The organism is Hallella sp., assembly GCF_037460745.1.
GTDB lineage: Bacteria > Bacteroidota > Bacteroidia > Bacteroidales > Bacteroidaceae > Prevotella > Prevotella faecis.
This window is the reverse complement of the sequence record NZ_JAXVAE010000065.1, coordinates 1-20,426: the sequence shown is the minus strand read 5'-3', so window position 1 is coordinate 20,426 and position 20,426 is coordinate 1. Positions and strand designations below refer to the sequence as shown.

General features: G+C 52.4%; 16 protein-coding genes. 9 read left to right on the top strand and 7 right to left on the bottom strand.

Going from position 1 to position 20,426, the window contains the following annotated elements; genetic code table 11:
- Nucleotides 1–349 precede the first annotated feature (349 nt).
- From WKK33_RS02765 to WKK33_RS02745, 5 genes are all read left to right on the top strand, one after another.
- Nucleotides 350–1,966, top strand: a complete 1,617-nt coding sequence (locus tag WKK33_RS02765) for a CTP synthase (protein ID WP_337468886.1) — start codon at nt 350–352, stop codon at nt 1,964–1,966.
- A gap of 38 nt (nt 1,967–2,004) precedes the next feature.
- Complete coding sequence (gene yidC, locus WKK33_RS02760) at nt 2,005–3,960, top strand: membrane protein insertase YidC (RefSeq protein ID WP_337932376.1); 1,956 nt, start codon at nt 2,005–2,007, stop codon at nt 3,958–3,960.
- A gap of 70 nt (nt 3,961–4,030) precedes the next feature.
- Nucleotides 4,031–6,208 (top strand): S9 family peptidase, encoded by a 2,178-nt coding sequence (locus WKK33_RS02755; protein ID WP_337932374.1) that lies wholly within the window; start codon nt 4,031–4,033, stop codon nt 6,206–6,208.
- Between the two features lie 93 nt (nt 6,209–6,301).
- Nucleotides 6,302–7,921 (top strand): MFS transporter, encoded by a 1,620-nt coding sequence (locus WKK33_RS02750; protein ID WP_337932373.1) that lies wholly within the window; start codon nt 6,302–6,304, stop codon nt 7,919–7,921.
- 32 nt (nt 7,922–7,953) lie between these two features.
- Nucleotides 7,954–9,378 carry an MFS transporter gene (locus WKK33_RS02745; RefSeq protein WP_337932372.1) on the top strand — a complete coding sequence of 475 codons (1,425 nt, stop codon included), beginning with the start codon at nt 7,954–7,956 and terminating at the stop codon, nt 9,376–9,378.
- 509 nt (nt 9,379–9,887) lie between these two features.
- On the opposite strand, the gene WKK33_RS02740 is transcribed toward WKK33_RS02745, so the two are convergent.
- The 6 genes from WKK33_RS02740 to rplU all read right to left on the bottom strand — a co-directional run bounded on the left by WKK33_RS02740 (nt 9,888) and on the right by rplU (nt 16,147).
- Nucleotides 9,888–10,769 (bottom strand): DMT family transporter, encoded by an 882-nt coding sequence (locus tag WKK33_RS02740; RefSeq protein ID WP_337932370.1) that lies wholly within the window; start codon nt 10,767–10,769, stop codon nt 9,888–9,890.
- A gap of 119 nt (nt 10,770–10,888) precedes the next feature.
- Nucleotides 10,889–11,254 (bottom strand): DMT family protein, encoded by a 366-nt coding sequence (locus tag WKK33_RS02735; RefSeq protein ID WP_337932368.1) that lies wholly within the window; start codon nt 11,252–11,254, stop codon nt 10,889–10,891.
- 386 nt (nt 11,255–11,640) lie between these two features.
- The gene (locus WKK33_RS02730; RefSeq protein ID WP_337932366.1) at nt 11,641–13,998 is read right to left on the bottom strand and encodes a bifunctional dihydroorotate dehydrogenase B NAD binding subunit/NADPH-dependent glutamate synthase; all 2,358 of its coding nucleotides are present in this window, start codon (nt 13,996–13,998) and stop codon (nt 11,641–11,643) included.
- A 79-nt stretch (nt 13,999–14,077) separates the two neighbouring features.
- Entirely contained in the window at nt 14,078–15,373 is a 1,296-nt protein-coding gene (gene serS / locus WKK33_RS02725) for a serine--tRNA ligase (RefSeq protein ID WP_215759713.1), read from the bottom strand.
- Nucleotides 15,374–15,527: 154 nt separating this feature from the next.
- Nucleotides 15,528–15,812: a 50S ribosomal protein L27 gene (gene rpmA / locus WKK33_RS02720; protein WP_215759712.1), complete on the bottom strand. Its 285-nt coding sequence runs from the start codon at nt 15,810–15,812 to the stop codon at nt 15,528–15,530.
- A gap of 17 nt (nt 15,813–15,829) precedes the next feature.
- Nucleotides 15,830–16,147 (bottom strand): 50S ribosomal protein L21, encoded by a 318-nt coding sequence (rplU, locus tag WKK33_RS02715; RefSeq protein ID WP_215759711.1) that lies wholly within the window; start codon nt 16,145–16,147, stop codon nt 15,830–15,832.
- 412 nt (nt 16,148–16,559) lie between these two features.
- On the opposite strand from rplU, the gene WKK33_RS02710 reads away from it, so the two are divergent.
- The 3 genes from WKK33_RS02710 (at nt 16,560) to WKK33_RS02700 (ending at nt 18,481) form a co-directional block, all read left to right on the top strand.
- Entirely contained in the window at nt 16,560–17,192 is a 633-nt protein-coding gene (locus tag WKK33_RS02710) for an HD domain-containing protein (protein ID WP_215759710.1), read from the top strand.
- Nucleotides 17,193–17,315: 123 nt separating this feature from the next.
- Nucleotides 17,316–17,600: an HU family DNA-binding protein gene (locus WKK33_RS02705; RefSeq protein WP_215759709.1), complete on the top strand. Its 285-nt coding sequence runs from the start codon at nt 17,316–17,318 to the stop codon at nt 17,598–17,600.
- Between the two features lie 95 nt (nt 17,601–17,695).
- On the top strand, nt 17,696–18,481 hold the full coding sequence (locus WKK33_RS02700) for a hypothetical protein (protein ID WP_337932365.1): 786 nt from the start codon (nt 17,696–17,698) through the stop codon (nt 18,479–18,481).
- Between the two features lie 3 nt (nt 18,482–18,484).
- Here the strand turns inward: WKK33_RS02700 and WKK33_RS02695 are convergent, their stop codons facing one another.
- Nucleotides 18,485–18,622, bottom strand: a complete 138-nt coding sequence (locus WKK33_RS02695) for a hypothetical protein (protein ID WP_337932364.1) — start codon at nt 18,620–18,622, stop codon at nt 18,485–18,487.
- 83 nt (nt 18,623–18,705) lie between these two features.
- Here WKK33_RS02695 and WKK33_RS02690 point away from each other — a divergent pair, with 83 nt between their 5' ends.
- Nucleotides 18,706–19,731: a PrsW family glutamic-type intramembrane protease gene (locus WKK33_RS02690; RefSeq protein WP_309437870.1), complete on the top strand. Its 1,026-nt coding sequence runs from the start codon at nt 18,706–18,708 to the stop codon at nt 19,729–19,731.
- The last annotated feature ends 695 nt before the right edge of the window (nt 19,732–20,426 follow it).

Here is a 20,426-nt window from a genome sequence, read left to right as displayed (position 1 = left end):
GGAGGCCTCTCGTGCCGCTGTGGTTTTTCGCTTCTTCCTGCCTGTTGGTTTCATGCCGTCCACGCCTAATCCGACCCAAAAGAATGGTTGAGTCGTTCGTTTTATGCAGTCAGGACAGTCTGGAAGTTCGGTTGTTGGTGAATAATATTTACACACCCGACTTCCCGTGAGATCGTCCACTTGGCCGTGCCAAGAAGATCTTGCGCCGCGGTGTCGGACTTGGGGCGGCGACTTTTCCACGTTCTTCTTTAAATATATTAGAAAGTTTCAATTTGATTTGTTGTCGCTTTCGCAAAAATATGCTATCTTTGCAACAAATTTTGAATTACCCATTTTAACATTTACTATTGTGGCAGAAACTAAGTATATCTTCGTCACGGGCGGTGTAGTGTCTTCGTTAGGTAAAGGCATCATCTCCTCGTCTATTGGCAAGCTTCTGCAGGCCAGAGGCTACAACGTCACCATTCAGAAATTTGATCCTTACATCAATATCGACCCGGGCACGCTCAACCCCTACGAGCACGGTGAGTGTTATGTAACTGTTGATGGCATGGAGACCGATCTCGACCTCGGACATTACGAGCGTTTCACAGGCATTCAGACCACCAAGGCCAACTCGTTGACCACGGGTCGTATCTATAAGGCCGTGATCGACAAGGAGCGCCGTGGCGATTATCTGGGCAAGACCATCCAGGTGGTGCCCCATATCACCGACGAGATCAAGCGTAACGTGAAGTACCTCGGTAAGAAGGAGCACTACGACTTCGTGATTACCGAGATCGGTGGAACCATTGGCGACATTGAGAGCGCTCCTTACATGGAGGCCATCCGCCAGTTGAAGTGGGAACTGGGACGCAACGCCGTCAACATTCACCTCACCTACGTGCCTTACCTCCACGCCGCTGGCGAGCTTAAGACCAAGCCCACACAGCACAGTGTGAAGGAGTTGCAAAGCGTTGGTATTCAGCCCGATGTGCTCGTGCTGCGTACCGAGAAGCATCTCTCTGATCAGGTTCGCAAGAAGGTGGCTGCCTTCTGTAATGTCGACTTCGACTGCGTTATCCAGAGTGAGGACCTGCCCAGCATCTACGAGGTGCCTGTCAACATGCAGAACCAGGGTCTCGACACCGCCATCCTTCGCAAGGTGGGCATCGAACCGGGCGAGAAGCCGGGTCTCGGTCCGTGGCGTGCGTTCCTCGAGCGTCGCAACAAGGCCACCAAGGAGGTGACCATCGGCCTCGTGGGCAAGTACGACCTGCAAGACGCTTACAAGAGTATCCGCGAAAGCCTCATTCAGGCTGGCGTGTACAACGATCATAAGACCGTTCTGAAGTTCATCAACTCAGAGTATATCACCGAGGACAACGTGGCTGAGAAGCTCGCAGGTGTCGATGGTATCGTGGTTTGCCCGGGCTTCGGCCAGCGTGGTATCGAGGGTAAGATTGTGGCAGCCCATTACACCCGCACACACGACATCCCCACCTTCGGTATTTGCCTTGGCATGCAGATGATGGTGATCGAGTTCGGACGCAACGTGCTCGGCTATGCCGACGCCAACAGTCGTGAGATGGACGAGAAGACTCCCCACAACGTCATCGACATCATGGAGGAGCAGAAGAACATCACCAACATGGGCGGCACCATGCGCCTCGGCGCCTACGAGTGTGTGCTCAGACAGGGCTCACGCGTGTTCGATATCTACAAGCAGGAGCATATCCAGGAGCGCCACCGCCACCGTTACGAGTTCAACAATGTCTTCGAGAAGGAGTATGAGCGCAACGGTATGCAGTGTGTAGGACGCAACCCCGAGAGCGACCTCGTGGAGATCGTGGAGATACCGTCGCTCAAGTGGTATATCGGAACGCAGTTCCATCCTGAGTACCAGTCGACGGTGCTCAAGCCCCATCCCCTCTTCGTCGATTTCGTCAAGACGGCCATCGCCAACCAAAAGCATGTTGAGAAATAAACCTTTGGTCGTCATTATATAAGTATAATAAGGAAAGAATGAACAAAAACACACTGATTGGCTTCGTGCTCATCGCCGTGGTCCTCGTTGGTTTCAGCTGGTATTCGCAGCCGTCGCAAGAGGAGATGCGCGCTCAGTTCGTGAAGGACTCACTGGAGCAAGTGGCCAAGCAAAAGGCCGACCAAGCCGCCAAGATTGCCGCTTACAAGCAGCAGCAGGCCGCCAAGGAACAGGTGGCGGCCGACACCACAGCCCTCTTCTACAAGGCCCTCACGGGCAAGGCGCAGGACGTGGTGTTGCAAAACGCCAAGTTGGCCGTCACCCTCTCTACTAAGGGAGGCACTGTCACAAAGGCTTACATCAAGAACGAGAAGGGTAGCAGGCGCTATGTGGGTCACAACATTGCCGACAAGACCGGCAAGAGCGATGACCTCGGTGGCGTGACGCTCTTCAGCGGTAAGGACCAAAGCCTCAACTACACGCTCGTGGCCAAGGAGATGAACATCAGCACCGACGACCTCTTTTTTGAGCCCACGGCAGTCACCGACAGCACCGTAACGCTCACCGCTGAGGCCGGACAGGGCAAGTCGCTCATCATCAACTACCGTCTGGGTAGCGATTACATGCTCCATGTGAGCCTGCGTACCGTTGGCATGGCCGGACTCTTCGACCCCAACACCACAACGCTCGGTGTGGATTGGCACGAGAAGGTGAAGGAGCAGGAACGTGGATTCACCTTCGAGAACCGTTACGCACGCCTCGATTGGAAAGAGAGCGAGGGCGGTACCGATTATATCAGTGAGGCCAAGACCAAGAAGGAAACAACCGAAGAGGAAATCGACTGGATCGCTTTCAAGAACCAGTTCTTCTCGGCTGTCATGATCTCGAAGGATAATTTCCAGAAGGGTGGACAGTTTGAGAGCACACTCTACGACAAGAAGGACCAGGAGAATCAGCCCGTGCGCTACCTCAAGGACCTTAAGGCGCAGGTGCGCACCAGCTTCGATCCCACAGGTGCCAAGCCGTCGGAGTTTGAGTTCTACTATGGTCCCAACGACTTCTATATCCTTAAGCAGGTGGAGAAGCAGAGCACCTTCGGTAAGGAGCTCGACATGCAGCGCATCGTGTATCTCGGTTGGCCGCTCTTCCGTTACATCAACCGTTGGTTCACATTGCCCGTCTTCACATGGCTCTCCGATTGGGGATTGCCCATGGGTATCGTGCTCATCCTCATCACTATCTTGCTGAAGGTCATCACCTTCCCCATGGTGAAGAAGAGCTATATGAGCTCGGCGAAGATGCGTGTGCTCAAACCGAAACTCGACGAGGCCACAAAGCAGTTTAACAAGCCTGAGGACCAGATGCAGAAGCAGCAGGCCATGATGGCCGAATATGCCAAGTATGGCGTCAGCCCTCTGTCGGGATGTCTGCCCATGCTCATACAGATGCCTATCTGGGTGGCAATGTTCAACTTCGTGCCTAACGCCATACAGTTCCGTGGCGAGAAGTTCCTTTGGATGAGCGACCTCTCTACCTACGACCCGATCGTGGAGTGGAGCACCAACGTGATGCTCATCGGCGACCACCTCAGCCTTACTTGTGTGCTCTACACGGTGGCCATGGTGCTCTACACATGGATCACCATGCAGATGCAGAAGGATCAGATGGTGGGACAGCAGGCTGAGCAGATGAAGGTCATGCAATGGATGATGTTCCTCATGCCGCTGATGTTCTTCTTCATCTTCAACGACTATTCGTCAGGCCTGAACTTCTATTACTTCGTAACGTTGATTCTCTCGGCTGGCATCATGATGGTGCTGCGTCGCACAACCAACGACGCTAAGCTCCTCGCTATCCTTGAGGCACGCTATAAGGAGAACGCCAAGAACCCACAGAAAATGAAGGGATTGGCGGCTCGTATGCAGGCGCTCCAGCAGATGCAGCAGCAACAGATGCAGCAACAGCAGGGACGCGACAATAATCGTAAACGATAAACCTTAACTTGCGGCAGGAAGGCGCATTGCCCCCAAGGCAACGCCTTTCTGCCGCATAACGCTAATACCTATGAACAAATTGATTGCTTTTGCACTTGGCGCACTTCTTTTCTGCGCCCCTGCAGCCGTTGCTCAGAACATGATTCAGAAAAACAACATTCAGCTCTCTTCAGACCTGATGACGCCTGAGGCGCTTTGGGCCATGGGACGACTGGGGGCAGCAGCACCCTCGCCCGATGGGAAACAAGTGGCTTATCAGGTCACTTACTACAGTGTAAAGGAGAACAAGGGCCACACCATGCTCTTCGTACAGTCGGCTAAGCCGGGTAAAACCATCGTGAAGCCCACAAGCCTCACCACAGATGCGGTGAGCGAGAGCAGTCCCGCTTGGATAGAGAATGGCACGAAGATTGCCTTCCTCCGTGAGGGACAACTGTGGAAAATGAACCCCGATGGAACGGGTCGCGTGAAGCTGACCAACTCTAAAATCGGTATCGAGGGATTCAGTTTCTCGCCCGATGGTAAGAAGGTCATCTTGATCAAGAGCCTCCCTTATCATGGCTCTATTCAGAAGAACCCAGACGATCTGCCCAAGGCCACAGGCCGACTGGTGACGGATCTCAACTATCGCCACTGGGACCATTACGTAGAGTCGATGCCCCATCCCTTTGTGGCCACGGTCGATGGCGATAAGGTGAGCGATGGCGAGGATATGCTCGATGGCGAACCTTACGAGTGCCCGATGGCTCCGTTTGGTGGCATTGAGCAGTTGGCATGGAGCGTCGACTCACGTCAGATTGCCTATACCTGCCGCAAGAAGGAGGGTGTGAAGTATGCCACTTCTACCGATTCCGACATCTATCTCTATGACCTTGCTACGAAGAAGGCGCGCAATCTCTGCAAGCCCGAGGGTTACAAGGCTCCCGAGGTGGATGTAACCAAGAGCCTGCGCAACCAGAAGGTGAACCATCAGGAGGGCGATATGCAGGTGGGCTACGACCAGAACCCGCAGTTCTCGCCCGACGGTAAGTACCTTACGTGGGTGAGCATGGAGCACGATGGATATGAGAGCGACCTGAAGCGCCTCTGCCTCTACGAGTTGGCTACGGGCAAGAAGTCGTATGTGGTAAACAGCGACAACCTTGAGACGGATGTAAACGAGTATTGCTGGGCTCCCGATTCAAAGAGCATTTTCCTCACCGCTTGCTGGCATGCTACGGTTCGTATCTATCAGGTTGGACTCGATAGGGTGGTGAAGCAGGTTACCGATGATAGTTGGAACGACTATGGTTCGCTCGCTGTGCTCAACAACAAGCAGCTCTTGGCCTCTCGCCAATCTATGCTGAACGCCGACGATCTCTATGTCATCACATTGGCCAAGAAGGAGAAGAAGGCTGAGGTGAAGGCTATCACCGATGAGAACGGCCACATCTTCAGCCAACTGGCTACGCCTACCGTGCAGCAGCGTTGGGTGAAGACCACCGATGGCAAGCAGGAGTTGGTGTGGATTGTGCTGCCTCCTCATTTCGACGCCAACAAGAAATATCCCACCCTTCTGTTCTGTGAGGGTGGTCCGCAGAGCCCTGTTTCGCAGTTCTGGTCATACCGTTGGAACTTCTATATCATGGCCGCAAAGGGTTATGTGGTGGTGGCTCCTAACCGCCGTGGCCTGCCTGGATTTGGCAAGGCTTGGAACGAGGAGGTGAGCCGCGACTGGTCTGGACAGTGCATGCGCGACTATCTCTCGGCTATCGACGACGCCGCAACGAACCTTCCGTTCGTTGACCGCGACCGTCTGGGTGCCGTGGGTGCCAGCTTTGGTGGCTTCTCGGTCTATTATCTGGCTGGCCATCACGACAAGCGCTTCAAGTGTTTCATCTCGCATGATGGCGCATTCAACCTCGAGTCGATGTATACTGACACAGAGGAGGCTTGGTTCAGCAACTGGGAGTACGACGACGCTTATTGGAACAAGGATAAGAGTGAGGCCGCTCGCCGCACCTATGAGAACAGCCCACACCGCTTCGTGGACAAGTGGGACACGCCGATCCTCTGCATACATGGCGAGAAGGACTATCGCATCAATGCCAATCAGGGCTTCGGTGCGTTCAACGCAGCACGCATGCGTGGCATACCTGCTGAGCTCCTCATCTATCCCGACGAGAACCACTGGGTGCTGAAACCGCAGAATGGCGTACTTTGGCAGCGTACCTATTTTAACTGGTTGGACCGCTGGTTGAAGAAATAACTAAGTTTTTGAATCAACAATGATGCCATGACGCGTGCCTTCAGCGGCCTTGTCATGGTGTCGTTCATTCCCATAAATCACACATCTATTACAATGACTGAAGAAATAAGAAAAACTCTTCGCGACTCGGCTGCCATGCGCTGGACGGCTTTGTTGCTCTTGGCACTGGCCATGTTCTGTGCCTACATCTTTGTGGATATCCTGTCGCCCATCAAGGACTTGATGCTCACGCAGCGCGGTTGGGACTCTACGGCCTTTGGAACCATGCAGGGCTCGGAGACCTTCCTCAATGTGTTTGTGTTCTTCCTCATCTTCGCCGGTATCATTCTTGACAAGATGGGCGTGCGCTTCACAGCTGTGCTCTCTGGAGCAGTGATGTTGTTTGGAGCGCTGATCAAGTATTATGCTGTCAGCGAGAGTTTCATCGGCAGTGGCATGGAAGCTTGGTTTACTGCTCATCTCAACTATATTCCTGGCTTTGATGAGCTTGGTGTGAGTCCTTTCTATGAGGGCATGCCCGCATCGGCCAAGGTGGCTGCCATTGGATTTATGATCTTTGGTTGCGGAACGGAGATGGGGGGAATCACCGTCTCTCGTGGTATCGTGAAGTGGTTCAAGGGCCGCGAGATGGCTTTGGCCATGGGATCAGAGATGGCTTTGGCCCGTTTGGGTGTGGCCACCTGCATGATCTTCTCGCCGTTCTTCGCCAAGCTCGGAGGCAGCGTCGATGTGAGCCGCTCGGTGGCTTTCGGTGTTGTGTTGCTTTGTATCGCGCTGATCATGATCATCGTTTACTTCTTCATGGATAAGAAGCTCGACTCTCAGACGCACGAGGAGGAGGAGAAGGACGATCCCTTCAAGATTAGCGACTTGGGCAAGATCCTCAGCTCACAGGGCTTCTGGTTGGTTAGCTTGCTCTGTGTTCTTTATTACAGCGCTATCTTCCCCTTCCAGAAATACGCTGTGAATATGCTTCAATGTAACCTCACCTTCACGGCGGTTCCCGAGGATAGCTTCTGGGCTTCCTCATCTGTCACCATCGTGCAGTATGTCATCATGATTATTGTGGCTGCCGGTGCTTTCGCCAGCAACTTCCAAAAGGACAAGGTGCGCCGCGTCCTCTTCACTGTGGCGTCTGTCGTTGCGCTGGTTGTTTATTGCTATATGGGCTACATGCGCCAGTCGGCTGAGTCTATCTTTGCCGTCTTCCCCTTGTTGGCTGTGGGCATCACGCCGATCCTTGGCAACTATGTCGACCATAAGGGTAAGGCTGCAACCATGCTCGTTCTGGGTTCACTGTTGCTTATTTTCTGCCATCTCACCTTCGCATTCATCCTGCCCCAATTCAAGGGCAGTGAGTTGGGCGGTGTCGTTGTGGCCTATGTCACCATTCTGGTGCTGGGTGCTTCGTTCTCGCTGGTGCCCGCAGCCCTGTGGCCTTCGGTGCCTAAGTTGGTGGAGCCGAAGATCATCGGTTCGGCCTATGCATTGATTTTCTGGATTCAGAACATCGGTTTGTGGCTGTTCCCTCTGCTCATTGGTAAGGTGCTCGATAAGACTAACCCCAACGTTACCGATCCTACGCAGCTCAACTACACATGGCCTTTGGTCATGCTTGCCATGCTGGGTGTGGCCGCTTTCTTCATTGGCCTCTATCTGAAGGTTATCGATAAGCGTAAGGGTATTGGCTTGGAGGAACCTAATATCAAGTAAGTTGATTGTCAATAATGCTTTGTTTTAAGCAAATGAACGAACGACGGAAACGTTGGACAGTGCTTGTCCTCGTTTCCGTCGTTATGGCTATGGGCTATGTCTTTTGGGACATTGTGTCGCCCATATCCACCTCTTTGAAGGCTTCCCTGGATGAGGGCGGCATGGGGTGGAGCGCCGCTGAGTATGGATTTTACGCGGGTAGTTACTCTATCTTCAACATCTTCTTGTTGATGTTGTTCTTTGGAGGCGTTATTCTCGACAAGTGTGGCATTCGCTTTACGGGCTTATTGGCTACGGGAGTGATGCTTTTGGGAGCTATTATCAACTATGCCGCATTGACGATGGTTAGTCCATTACTGGAGATCGACGTCCCTTTCACGCTCTTCGGACTCATTCCTGGGCACCTGAAGACTCAGGTGTTGGTGGCCTCTTTGGGCTTCGGCCTTTTTGGAATGGGCTGCGACATAACGGGCATTACCGTGTCGAAGATCATTACGAAGTGGTTTATCGGTCACGAATTGGCATCGGCTATGGGATTGCAGGTGGCCATGGCGCGGTTGGGAACGGCTTCGGCCTTGTCGTTTTCTCCGTTGATTGCCCAAGGCTTCGGACTGTCGGCGTCGTTGCTGGCTGGAACTGGCGTGTTGCTGTTCGGCTTTGTGCTCTTCGTGATTTATACGTTTTACGATCGCCATTTCGACCGAGAACAGGCCGCAAGGCGCACTGGCAGAAGTACTGGTTCTGCGGTATCGATTGATGCGAAGTCTGAAACAAAGGAGGACTCCTTCCGTCTTCGCGACATTTGCGTTATCCTTCGCAATCCGGGTTTCTGGCTTTTGGCTTTATTGTGTGTGAGCTTTTATAGTTCCATTCGTCCGTTTATGAAGTTTGCCACCGACCTTATGATCAACACGTTTGGCGTTGCTGAGACCACGGCAGGCTGGTTGGTTGCAGCCATTCCTTATGGAACGATTGTGCTTACACCGCTTTTCGGTACGTTATACGACCGTTATGGCCACGGCGCCCGACTGATGTTGGGGGGCAGTGTGTTGCTCTTGGTGGCCGATTTGCTGTTGGCTTTTCCATTGTCGCACAGTGCGGCGTATGCGCTGGTCATCATGTTGTTTGTGGGAATAGCCTTCTCTTTGGTTCCCTCAGCCTTTTGGCCGTCGGTTCCTAAGCTTGTTCCTTTGGCGCAATTGGGTACGGCTTACAGCATCATCTATTTCGTTCAGAATATCGGATTGATGCTTGTGCCTGTGTGGATTGGTGGAATCGTAGATCGCCATACGGTGAGATCAGATGACGGATTGTCGTCGCTGCATGTAGATTATACCATCCCAATGGTTGTGTTTGCGGTGATAAGCCTATTGGCTGTGGCCACATCCCTGACGCTTCTCCTGTCAGATGGTACGAAGAAAGCTGGCTTGGAACAGGCCAATATGAACCAACAGTAATTCCAATCTAACTGACAGGTGAGGCTCGTTGATTACGGCCTATAGCTTGAATGGTGATTGGTCGATGAAGCGTAGGATCGTTGTTGCGCTTGCGGATGTCTGCGTTATTGCAACGTTATTCGGCTGTTTCCTTCGGGACACTCGGTTGCGTCCTTCGGGCATTCGTGTGCTTCCTTCGGGCATTCGTGTGCTTCCTTCGATTGAACTTATACGAATATGTCTGCAACTTCAAAGTATTTGAGTTGCAGGCATATTCGTTTTTGTTTTATAAATATGGCTTCTTGAATAACCATTTGGGTCTATGCCAAAACGCTTTTCTATGTTCCTTCTGTAGGGCAACGCTTGTCTCCTAACCTGTTTAGGGCCGATAGGTTGTGTATTGACAGCGCATAACGGTATGAACGGGTCTGTAGTCGTAGCTCCGTTTTGACCTCACCCAGGCATGTAGGTGTAGGATAGCGTCTTTGGGAATGTAGGTGTCCTTGTTTTTGTTGGGACATTACATCGTTTTATTGCTTCTTTTTCTTGCTGTTGGCGCAGTACACTCCGAGGAGGATACATGCGCATCCCATTGCTGCCATGCATGTCATGGGCTCGTCTAACACAAGCGCACTGGCTATGGATGTGCTGATGGGATTGAGATAGATGTAGTTGCTCGCCTTGAGGGCGCCCAACTTTTTGCTGGTCAAACTCCACAGGGCAAAGCAGCCGAAGCTGGCTATGATGCTAAGAAAGATCAGATTTCCTGCTACGATAGGTTTAGCCAAATCTTCCAATGGGAACGTCCAAGGACGGAAAAAGTAGATGGGCAGCACGGTGACAACGCCATAGAAGAACACCTTGCGCGTAACAAACGTGGCGCTGTAATGCGTTACATCTCGCAGGAGAATGCTGTAAATGGCCCAGCATAAGGCTGCGCTTATTGCCAAAGCATCGCCCAATGGGTTGAGCTGTAGTACGAAATGGCCATTGAATACCACCAATCCCACGCCGAAGGTGGCCAGCACCGATCCAATGATCAGTCGCCTGGTGGCTTTCACATCGTGTATGAAGATGAGGGCGATGATGGTCGTTAGAAGTGGGGCCGCGCAGACAATGAACGCCACGTTGGTAACATAGTCGATGGCGACAGCGATGTTCTCGGTGACGAAATACACCGAACCGCCTGTCAATCCGAGCAGTATCATGCGTAGTTCATCGCGCCAACTGTCTGCCCAAAGGCGTCTGGGCGATATCGTCCAAATGCAAATGTAAGCAATGAGAAAGCGTAAGGTGAATATCTCATGAGCCTGCATGCCCGCCATTAGCAGTTGTTTGGAGTTAACAAACGTGACACCCCAAATGAGCACAATTACGGTTGCGAGAATGTGATAACCAATTTGCGACTTCATATCAGATGGTTTGACTGGTGGGATAACGGTTGGGTTGGAACACGCAATGTGTGTCGGTGAGATGGCAACAGTCCCCTTGCTGCTATGTATGTGGTAGCTCGGTGGGTAGGATGACAGGCTTATAGGAACACGAAATACACGGCTGCGATGAGGCAAACGAATGCTGCGATGTGGTTCCAATGCAGTCCTTGGCCTTGAAAAAGCATGTTGGCGATGACCGCAAACACAATGAGCGAGATGCATTCCTGTATCACCTTCAGTTGCACCAGTGAGTAAGGGCCTCCGTTACCCTCGTAACCAATGCGGTTGGCGGGCACCTGGCAACAGTACTCGAAGAACGCAATCAACCACGAGAAGACAATAACCCCAATAAGAGGCCAATGGGATGCCACGCCCGTTTGTTGCAAACGGAGATGCCCATACCACGCAAGCGTCATGAAGATGTTGCTGCAGAATAAAAGAAGAATGGTGTAAAGTCCTGACATATAACAACCTATGATGGAACGTCCATTGCTTGGACATCCCTGTTTTTGAAAGTAAGACCTCTGTTGTTTCCCATCGACGATTAGGTCGAGACATACGGTTGGATTGACCGATTCTTGTTTGCCCATGCGTCTCTCTCTGTTTCTTCCAGTCTTATAGTTCTGTCTGCGTTTCGCCAAAGACCCCTTTGCCTTCAACGTAGCCGCCTGAACCCGTCCGAAATAAGCATGAGCAAGCGCTGAAACCTAACGTCCGATTTGGAATTGTTTATATTGAATGTGCATTTCAAAGATAAGAGGATGCGACCCCATGATACTTCCCTTGCTAACAAGTTGGTGATGAGTCGCATCCCCTTGGATGACTATTTCTTTAAGAATAGAGCCTTTGCTTATCCTTTTAGCAGTTGCTCTGCCATGTTGGTAGCGGCCCTTCGACCGTCGCCCATGGCCAGGATAACCGTTGCTCCACCGCGTACGATGTCGCCGCCAGCATAGATGTCGCTTCTTGACGATTGCATCTGCTCGTTCACCGCGATGGTGTTCTTGCGTCCGAGCTCCAATCCCTCGATGGAGTTGGGCACCAGCGGGTTGGGTGAAACACCCACGGCCACGATGACCTGATCGCACTCCATGGTGACGGTCTCGCCCGTCGACTCAGGACGTCTTCTGCCAGAAGCGTCGGGCTCGCCCAACTTCATCACGTCGAGCACGGCAGCCTTCACACGTCCATCCTCGTCGGCCAGATACTCCTTGGGGTTGTGGAGCGTCAGGAAGTTGACGCCTTCCTCCTTGGCGTGCTTCACCTCCTCCAGTCGCGCAGGCATCTCAGCCTCTGAACGACGATACACCAATGTAACGTCAGCGCCAAGGCGCTTGGCCGTGCGGCATGAGTCCATGGCGGTGTTTCCGCCACCCACCACGATGACCTTCTTGCCCAGAATGACCGGAGTGTCGGTCTTGGGGTTGGCTGCGTCCATGAGGTTGACACGTGTCAGATACTCGTTTGACGACATGATATTGATGAGGTTCTCGCCAGGAATGTCCATGAAGTTGGGCAATCCAGCACCCGAACCGACGAAGATACCCTTGAATCCCTTCTCTTCCAACTCCTTGACGGAGATGGTCTTGCCTATGATCGTGTCGGTTTGGAAATGCACACCAGCCTTTCTAAGGTTGTCTATTTCCACGTCGACGATGCTGTTAGGCAATCTAAACTCAGGGATACCGTATTTCAATACGCCGCCAATCTCATGCAGGGCCTCAAAGACATACACTTCGAATCCCTTCTTCACCATGTCGCCTGCGAAGCTCAGGCCCGAAGGTCCGGAACCCACTACGGCGACCTTGATGCCGTTAGAGGGTTCGATATGTGGCAGCGCTACCTGTCCGCTCTCACGCTCGTAGTCGGCAGCGAAGCGCTCCAGGTATCCGATGGCCACAGCCGGCTCGTTCATCTTCAAGTGGATGCATCGGCTTTCGCACTGTTTCTCCTGTGGGCATACACGTCCACACACTGCGGGCAGCGCTGATGTTTGCTTCAATACCTTGGCGGCGTCGAGGAAATGCTCGCGCTCAATATTCTTGATGAATGCCGGAATGTTGATGTTGACGGGGCAACCCTCCACGCAGGCAGGCTTGGCACAGTCGAGGCAGCGATGCGCCTCGCGCACAGCCATTTCCTTTGTCAAGCCCTTGTTGACCTCCTCCAAGCGAGTCTTGGCACGATACTCGGGGTTGAGTTCGGGCATTACGACGCGCTCGATGGCCTTTCGCTCTTTGGCGTTCATGGCCTTGCGGAGCTCGGCGCGCCAAGGAGCGTTGCGGTCGGTTAAGTCGTCCTCGGCGTTGCTCTCAGCCTTTGCGTCGGTCGATTGAGCCTCTGTTGCGCAGGCCTTAACGTCTTGCCCAGGTTGTGGAGTGGGGTAGACGTGCTCCTCATAGTGCTCCATTTCCTTACGCTCCACATTCTTGAATGTTCCCATGCGTTTGAACATCTCGTCCCAGTTGACCAAATCGCCGTCGAACTCGGGACCGTCGATGCACACGAACTTGGTCTTTCCGCCAATTGTCAGGCGGCAAGCTCCACACATGCCCGTGCCATCCACCATGATGGTGTTGAGCGATACATAGTTGGGAATGTTGTATTTCTTAGCCAAGAGCGATGTGAACTTCATCATCACCGGTGGTCCGATAGCCATGATGCGGTCCACATGCTCGCTTTGGATAACCTTCTCCACGCCAGCTGTTACCACGCCCTTCTCGCCGTACGATCCGTCGTCGGTCATGATAATCACCTCGTCAGATCCTTTTCTCACGTCGTCCTCCATGATGATGAGGTTCTTAGTGCGTCCTGCCAGCACGGAAATTACCCTGTTACCAGCGTCGTGAAGCGCTGTAAGGATGGGCAGGATGGCAGCGATACCGATGCCACCTCCGGCGCAAACCACTGTTCCAAACTTCTTGATTTCTGACGCATTACCCAACGGACCGACAATGTCTTGCACATAGTCGCCCTCGTTGAGGTTGCACAGTTTGGTTGAGGAGAGACCCACCTCTTGTACGACGAGGGTCAGTGTTCCCTTTTCATCGTCGGCCTTTGCGATGGTGTAGGGCACACGCTCGCTGTGTTTGTCGACGCGTAGGATGATGAATTGTCCTGCTTTGCAGCTGTGGGCAATCAAGGGAGCCTCCACTTCGAGGCAAAAGACTTTCTCGGAGAATTGGTCTTTCTTGATGATTTTGTTCATGTGGGTATTAGTTAAGGTGTGATGGAAAAAGTGGCAAGCCTCCCCGCGTAATCGGAAAAGCTTGCCACTTCACGATCTGTTACTCGCAAGCTTTGTCGTCGAGCATGTCGAAGCCACAGTAGGGAACGAGCACCTTTGGCACGCGGATTCCCTCCGGTGTTTGGTTGTTTTCGATGATTGTGGCTACGATGCGCGGCAGTGCCAATGCCGATCCATTGAGCGTATGGCACAGTTCGATCTTCTTGTTGTCGGCACGGCGATAGCGGCAGTGCAGGCGATTGGCCTGGTAGCTCTCGAAGTTTGATACCGATGATACTTCCAACCAGCGCTTCTGAGCGGCGCTGTAAGTCTCAAAGTCGTGGCAGATAGACGACGTGAAGCTCATGTCGCCTCCGCAGAGACGAAGGATATGGTAAGGCAATTCCAACTTGATGAGAAGGTTCTCCACGTGGTCGAGCATCTCCTTGTACGACTCATACGAATGTTCGGGCGTATCGATGCGCACGATCTCCACCTTGTCGAACTGGTGGAGGCGGTTCAGGCCTCTCACGTCCTTGCCGTAGCTTCCTGCCTCACGACGGAAGCAAGCCGAGTAGGCGCAGCACTTGATAGGCAACTGGCTCTCCTCGATAATCTCGTCGCGGAAGAGGTTTGTTACCGGCACCTCGGCTGTGGGGATGAGGTACAGGTCGTCGAGGTTGGCGTGATACATCTGTCCCTCTTTGTCGGGCAGCTGTCCTGTTCCCAGGCCCGAGGCCTGATTGACCACGTATGGAGGCTGAATCTCGGTGTATCCGGCCTTGCGTGCCTCATCGAGGAAGAATGCTTCGAGCGCGCGCTGGAAGCGTGCCATCTTGCCGATGTACACAGGGAATCCGGCGCCCGTGATCTTCACACCGAGGTCGAAGTCGACCAGGTTGAATTTCTTCAGCAGGTCCCAGTGGCAGAGCACCTCATCCTCCGGATTGGGCATGTGTGTGAGATCCTCCTTGATCACGACGTTGCTGCTGGCGTCCTTGCCCTCAGGCACATCGTCGTTAGGTATGTTAGGTATGTCGAGCAGAACGTTGGTCATGTCGGCGTTAGCCTTGTCCATGATTTCTTGCAGTGCCTTGTCGGCAGCTTTCAGCTCGGCCACTTTCGTCTTGATATCGTTGGCCTCGTCCTTCTTACCCTCTTTCATCAGTGCGCCAATCTTCTTGGCGAGCTGGTTTTGCTCAGCCTTGTTGCTGTCGAGCTTTTGCTGGCTCTCGCGGCGCACCTTGTTGTATTCCAATACCTTCTCTACAGCCTCTCTGGCACCTTTGAATTGTTTCTTCTCCAGTCCTTTGATGACTCTTTCCGTTTCCTCACTGATGAGTTTAAGTGTAAGCATATCGCTATGTGTTTGATTTGTGTGTTCTTATATTTGGCAAAAGTACTAAATAAATGCTTAACGACCAAGGATTTTTGTAAAAAACGAGCGAAGCCTGATCCGCATGGACCAGGCTTCTATGTTTGTTTGGAATAAGTTGATTTTTGTGTTAAGCTTAGGCTTGCTTCAACTTCTCAGCATAAGCCTCGGGCGAGAGCACGCTAACAGTGCTCTTATCGCGCTTACCCTTGTGGAAATACACCACGCCATCGGCAAGAGCGAACAGAGTGTCGTCCTTACCCTGGCCGACGTTCTCGCCCGGGAAGTGCTTGTTACCGCGCTGGCGCACGATGATGTTACCTGCAGTGATCTGCTGACCACCCCAGATCTTCACGCCTAATCGTTGTGCATGAGACTCGCGGCCGTTCTTAGAACTGGTTTGACCTTTCTTATGTGCCATGATGAAAACCTCCTGATTTAAGCGATTACTTGTTTAACTTCAACTTCGGTGAACTGTGCACGATGACCGTTCTTCTTGCGATAGTCCTTGCGGCGCTTCATCTTGAAGACAATCACCTTGTCGCCCTTCACGAGCGGGTTCACAACTTCTACTACTACTTTTGCACCCTCAACGGCAGGTGCGCCGACAGTCACTGCTCCGTCCTTGTCAACGAGCAGCACCTTGTCGAATTCAACAGTCTGGCCGGCCTCGGTGTCCTTCATGTGGTGAACGAAGAGCTTCTTGCCCTCCTCGACCTTGAACTGCTGACCGTTAATTTCTACAATTGCGTACATTTTAATTATTTAAACGGGTTTTTCCGCAAGGCGAATGGTAGCATCAGCCATTGCTTTTTCATGCCTCCACGGACTAAATCGGCTGCAAAATTACTAAATATTTAGGTAATAGGTCTATTGGGAAAGGATTTTTCTTTGCGTTTTATAACTAATTAACATTGCGTTGACGCGTATGTTCCCTATGGGCGATGGTGTAAGGCGTGTGGTCGCGGTTGGAGCGTGAGGTGTTGATGTTTGTTGGGCGTTGAAGGTCGATTTGTGCCTATTCGTCGAATTTTTTAGCCGTAATCTTCGTTTGTGCCATAATTAAATGGTAACTTTGCCAAACCAAATCAGCTGAACCCGTATATATAAATAAGGTGAAGTTAGACTTCTCCTACAGTATGGGCAGTTGTTCGAAACGACAAATGACATGAATATCGACTGCAAGAAAAACCAAGAAGAGTTTGTTGAACTCCTTCGCTCCACCAAGCGCGAAGGCATCGAATATGTGATCGAAGACCTTGAGAAGGACGGCTTTTTCGAGGCTCCCGCGTCAGCCGGCCACCATCTTAATGTGGCTGGAGGTCTCTGCCTGCACAGCCTGAACGTGTGTAAGGCAGGTCTGATGGTGTGGGAAGGCTTGAAGACCCTCGACCCTGCGTCGGCCAATCAGGTGAAGCGCGAGAGTGTTATCCTCGCCACCCTGCTTCACGATGTGTGCAAGACCGACATCTACAAGCGCACGGTGAAGAAGCGTAAGAACAAGCTTGGACAGTGGGAGGATACCGAAGGCTACAGCGTCAACTACAAGAAGTTTCCGATGGGCCACGGCGAGAAGTCGGTCATCATGTTGCTCTTGAGCGGTTTGGAACTCCAAGATGATGAGATGTTGGCCATTCGTTGGCACATGGGAGCGTGGGGAATCAACATGAACTCCTACGAGGACCAGCGCTGTTACGACACGGCGCGCACGCTGAATCCGTTGTGCTGCATCGTGCAGAGTGCCGATGGCATTGCCGCAGCCATCCTGGAGACCACGAGCGAAGACATCGAGAACATCTAAGCGTCTTCGGCTTCGACCCTTCGGCGTGAGGCCCATCAGCCCGTTGGCAATGGGCGTAGCCCACGTCATGCAATCATCATCGGGGCACCTGCTGGATTCCCCCTACTTAAAATATTAAACGAAATGAACAGAACACAACTTATTGCTGCAGTAGCAGAGCGTGCCGAGCTCTCCAAGAGCGACGCTGCCAAGTATGTCAATGCCGTGTTGGGCGCCATCGCCGACAACCTCACCGAGGGCGACCGTGAGTTGGCCATTCCCGATTTTGGCCGTTTCTCCGTGAAGCAAGTGGCTGAGCGTCAGGGTTTCAACCCTCAGACAGGCGAGAAAATCACCATTGAGGCCCGCGAGAAGATCGTTTTCAAGGCTTCAGAGAACATGAGCATTTTCTCTCGCAAGCACAGTTAAGCGATGATGCGTGTTGACGGAGTAAGCAATGCCATGGGCCACTGCGCAGAACAGAACGGGGCGCGTTTCGCCCCAGGCAAAGGGAGGGGTTGGTTGTGAGAAAACGCAACTTGATGCTTCTCCTGTTGCTCGGCGCAGTGGCTGCTTTGGCCTGTGGGCAGTTTGTGCCCGACCTGATGGCGCCTTGGGATGGCGATGAGGAAATTGGCGGCGTAACACTTCGGCAGCAGTACCCCAGGGCTACACCGCTGACACCGCAAAGTGGTGTGCTCGACATCGATACGCTCGACAAGGTGGTGGTGTACACCCCCCACTTCTCGCGTATCGACTTGGTGTGTGCCACAGCACCTTCGGAAGACGACCCAGAGATCATCCTCGCTGCTGAGGCGGCCTTCACCGGAACGGTGTATGAGGGTGAGAATTTCAGCCATCAGAATATTGCCGGCGACCACGTGAGCGGCGGTACCTATTACCAAGGCCATGCTTGCGCCGACATCACGGGCGCATTTGTTTGGGAGAAAGAGGGTTGGCGGTTTGTGCAACACGATGCTAAGGTGTCGATGGCCGGAGCCGCCGACCATCAGGGAGCCGCCTTCTCGCAGGTGCTCTTTATCCATCGGGGCGAACGTGTGCATTGCAACATTGCCGCCACCCAGGTGTTTCGGGCGTTGTGTAAGCGCCACGGGCAATTGTCGGTCGTTGAGAGCCGGGGCAAGATGCGCTTCTTCGACTTTGTGCTTTACCTTCTTGCCCACGACGTAGACGAGGCGCTCTACCTCGATTCGGGCAAGGCTTTTGCCCACGACAATACTGGATCGTTGTTGCGCTTGGCAACCAACGGCCGTTCGCATGCCACCAACTGGCTTGTGTTTTATCGTTGATCCCTACATCACATCCTCGTCCTCAAACGGTTGGCCGAGCGATTTCTTCAGGTCGCGATTGACGGTGATGATGCCCACGGCGGTTAAAATGGTGATCAGTACCGCTACGATGGCAGAGCCTTTCAGAATGTTTTTCCACATAATTGTACGCTTTCTCAGTTGATTCGTTATAGATAAAACGATTGGGCTTGTGGAATGTTGCACCGATTAAATATTTTTATGAAATGATTTACGTCATCAGAAACTCACACGAGTATGGCCCCTACGACGAGTCGGTGGTTGCCGGCTATGTGGAGCAGGGAATCTTGCTGGCCCACGACAAGGCGCGCGACGCCGTTACAGGCCGTGAGGCCACCGTAATGGAACTGCTCAAGGCGCGCGGTTACCATCCTCAAGTGAGCCATAAGGGATCGTTGGGCGAACAGTTGCGTGCCATTGGCTCTGAGTTTATCTTTCCCCGCGACGATATGGCGCGCCACCACTGGCTCGACGACAAGCGCCTGTTGATCTTGGCCGTTGTGGGCCTGTCGCTCTCGGTGCTCATGCTCCTTCCCATTGGCGGCTTGCTGGTATTCTATGCCATCTCGCTCTATTTCGCCGTTGTCTGGGGATTGTTTTTTTATGTCTTTTTCCGCAGTCGACAAGTCAATGTCAAGACCACGGTGAGCGTGTTCTTCCTCACCCAGATAGCCGTATTCATCATTTTCTCGGGGCTCAGCCATCTCAATTTCTTTTATTTCTTCACCCAACTGGCCTTCCCGCTCAACATTGTGGGCTATGTGCTCGGCGTGGGCCTCACTGAGGAGTTTGTGAAGATGGTGCCCCTGCTGTTTCTCATTCGCCGTGCCCGCGAACCGTTGTTGCCACAAACGTTGGTTTATTACGGCCTGATGTCGGGCATCGCCTTTGGTGTGTTCGAAGGAGTGGAGTATCAAACCACCGTCAACGTGCAGGCCGATTACACCACGGCTTTCTTCCTCAACGTAGCCCGCCTCACCTCGTTGCCGTTTCTCCATGCCCTGTGGTGTGGCATTTGTGGTTACTTCGTAGGCTTCGCCCATCTCTATCCGCGCTATCGCAAGTCGCTCTACGCCTTGGCGCTCGCCCTTCCCGCTTTGCTCCATGGCCTCTACGACTCGTTTGCTGGCGTGGCCTATCTGGTGTCGCTTGGCGTGGCGTTTGCCAGTGTGCTTTTGCTGATGACTTATCTCAGCAAGAGCAACAGTTTCCGCGATAAGTTGCGCCGATAAGTCGGCTGACGTGTCGTTGCCGATGTGGCGAGAAACGATTTGTTGGAACTTTTGGTCAAAAAGTATGCGCGCGATTTCGTGTGAACCAGAGAGCGAATCTTCCATTTTGATGCACTCAGAATGGCGATTTTAACTTTCGCGTTTGCGATAGACCATCTTCCGCACCTCGGTTAGGCATGTTTCGAGATGCGAAAGACCATGTTTCGCATTGCCGTCGGGCATGTTTCGTGGCTCGGTTAGGCATGTTTTATCATGTGGAGCGTTAAAAATGGAAGAGCTATTGAACGCGGTTTTTTATAATAGGCTGATTGTTAGACGCTTATGAAAAATTGCTGAGAATCGCGTATTTGCAACCGAAGGCGAGATGGTTTCAAAAAACAGTGTAGATTTCAATGTAGTTTGTTGAGCGTTTTCCCATTCCTGCGCAACTTAGGTGGGATGTACTAAAAGATTGATTTCTTAACACCTTCAGAAGTGGTTTTAGGATATTCCTATTAACTTTGCACTTGCTTCTGGAATCCGCCTGTTCGATTTTTATTGTTAATAATGCGTAAATATTGGAGTTTATAAACGTTTTTTAATGTATTGAACCTTATCTTTGCTTATCGGAAATCATCTATAACCAAAGTAAAAGAAATAAAAAATGGCAAAGAGCAAAAAAGACTTTACATTACTTCTCATTGCGCTCTTTTGCA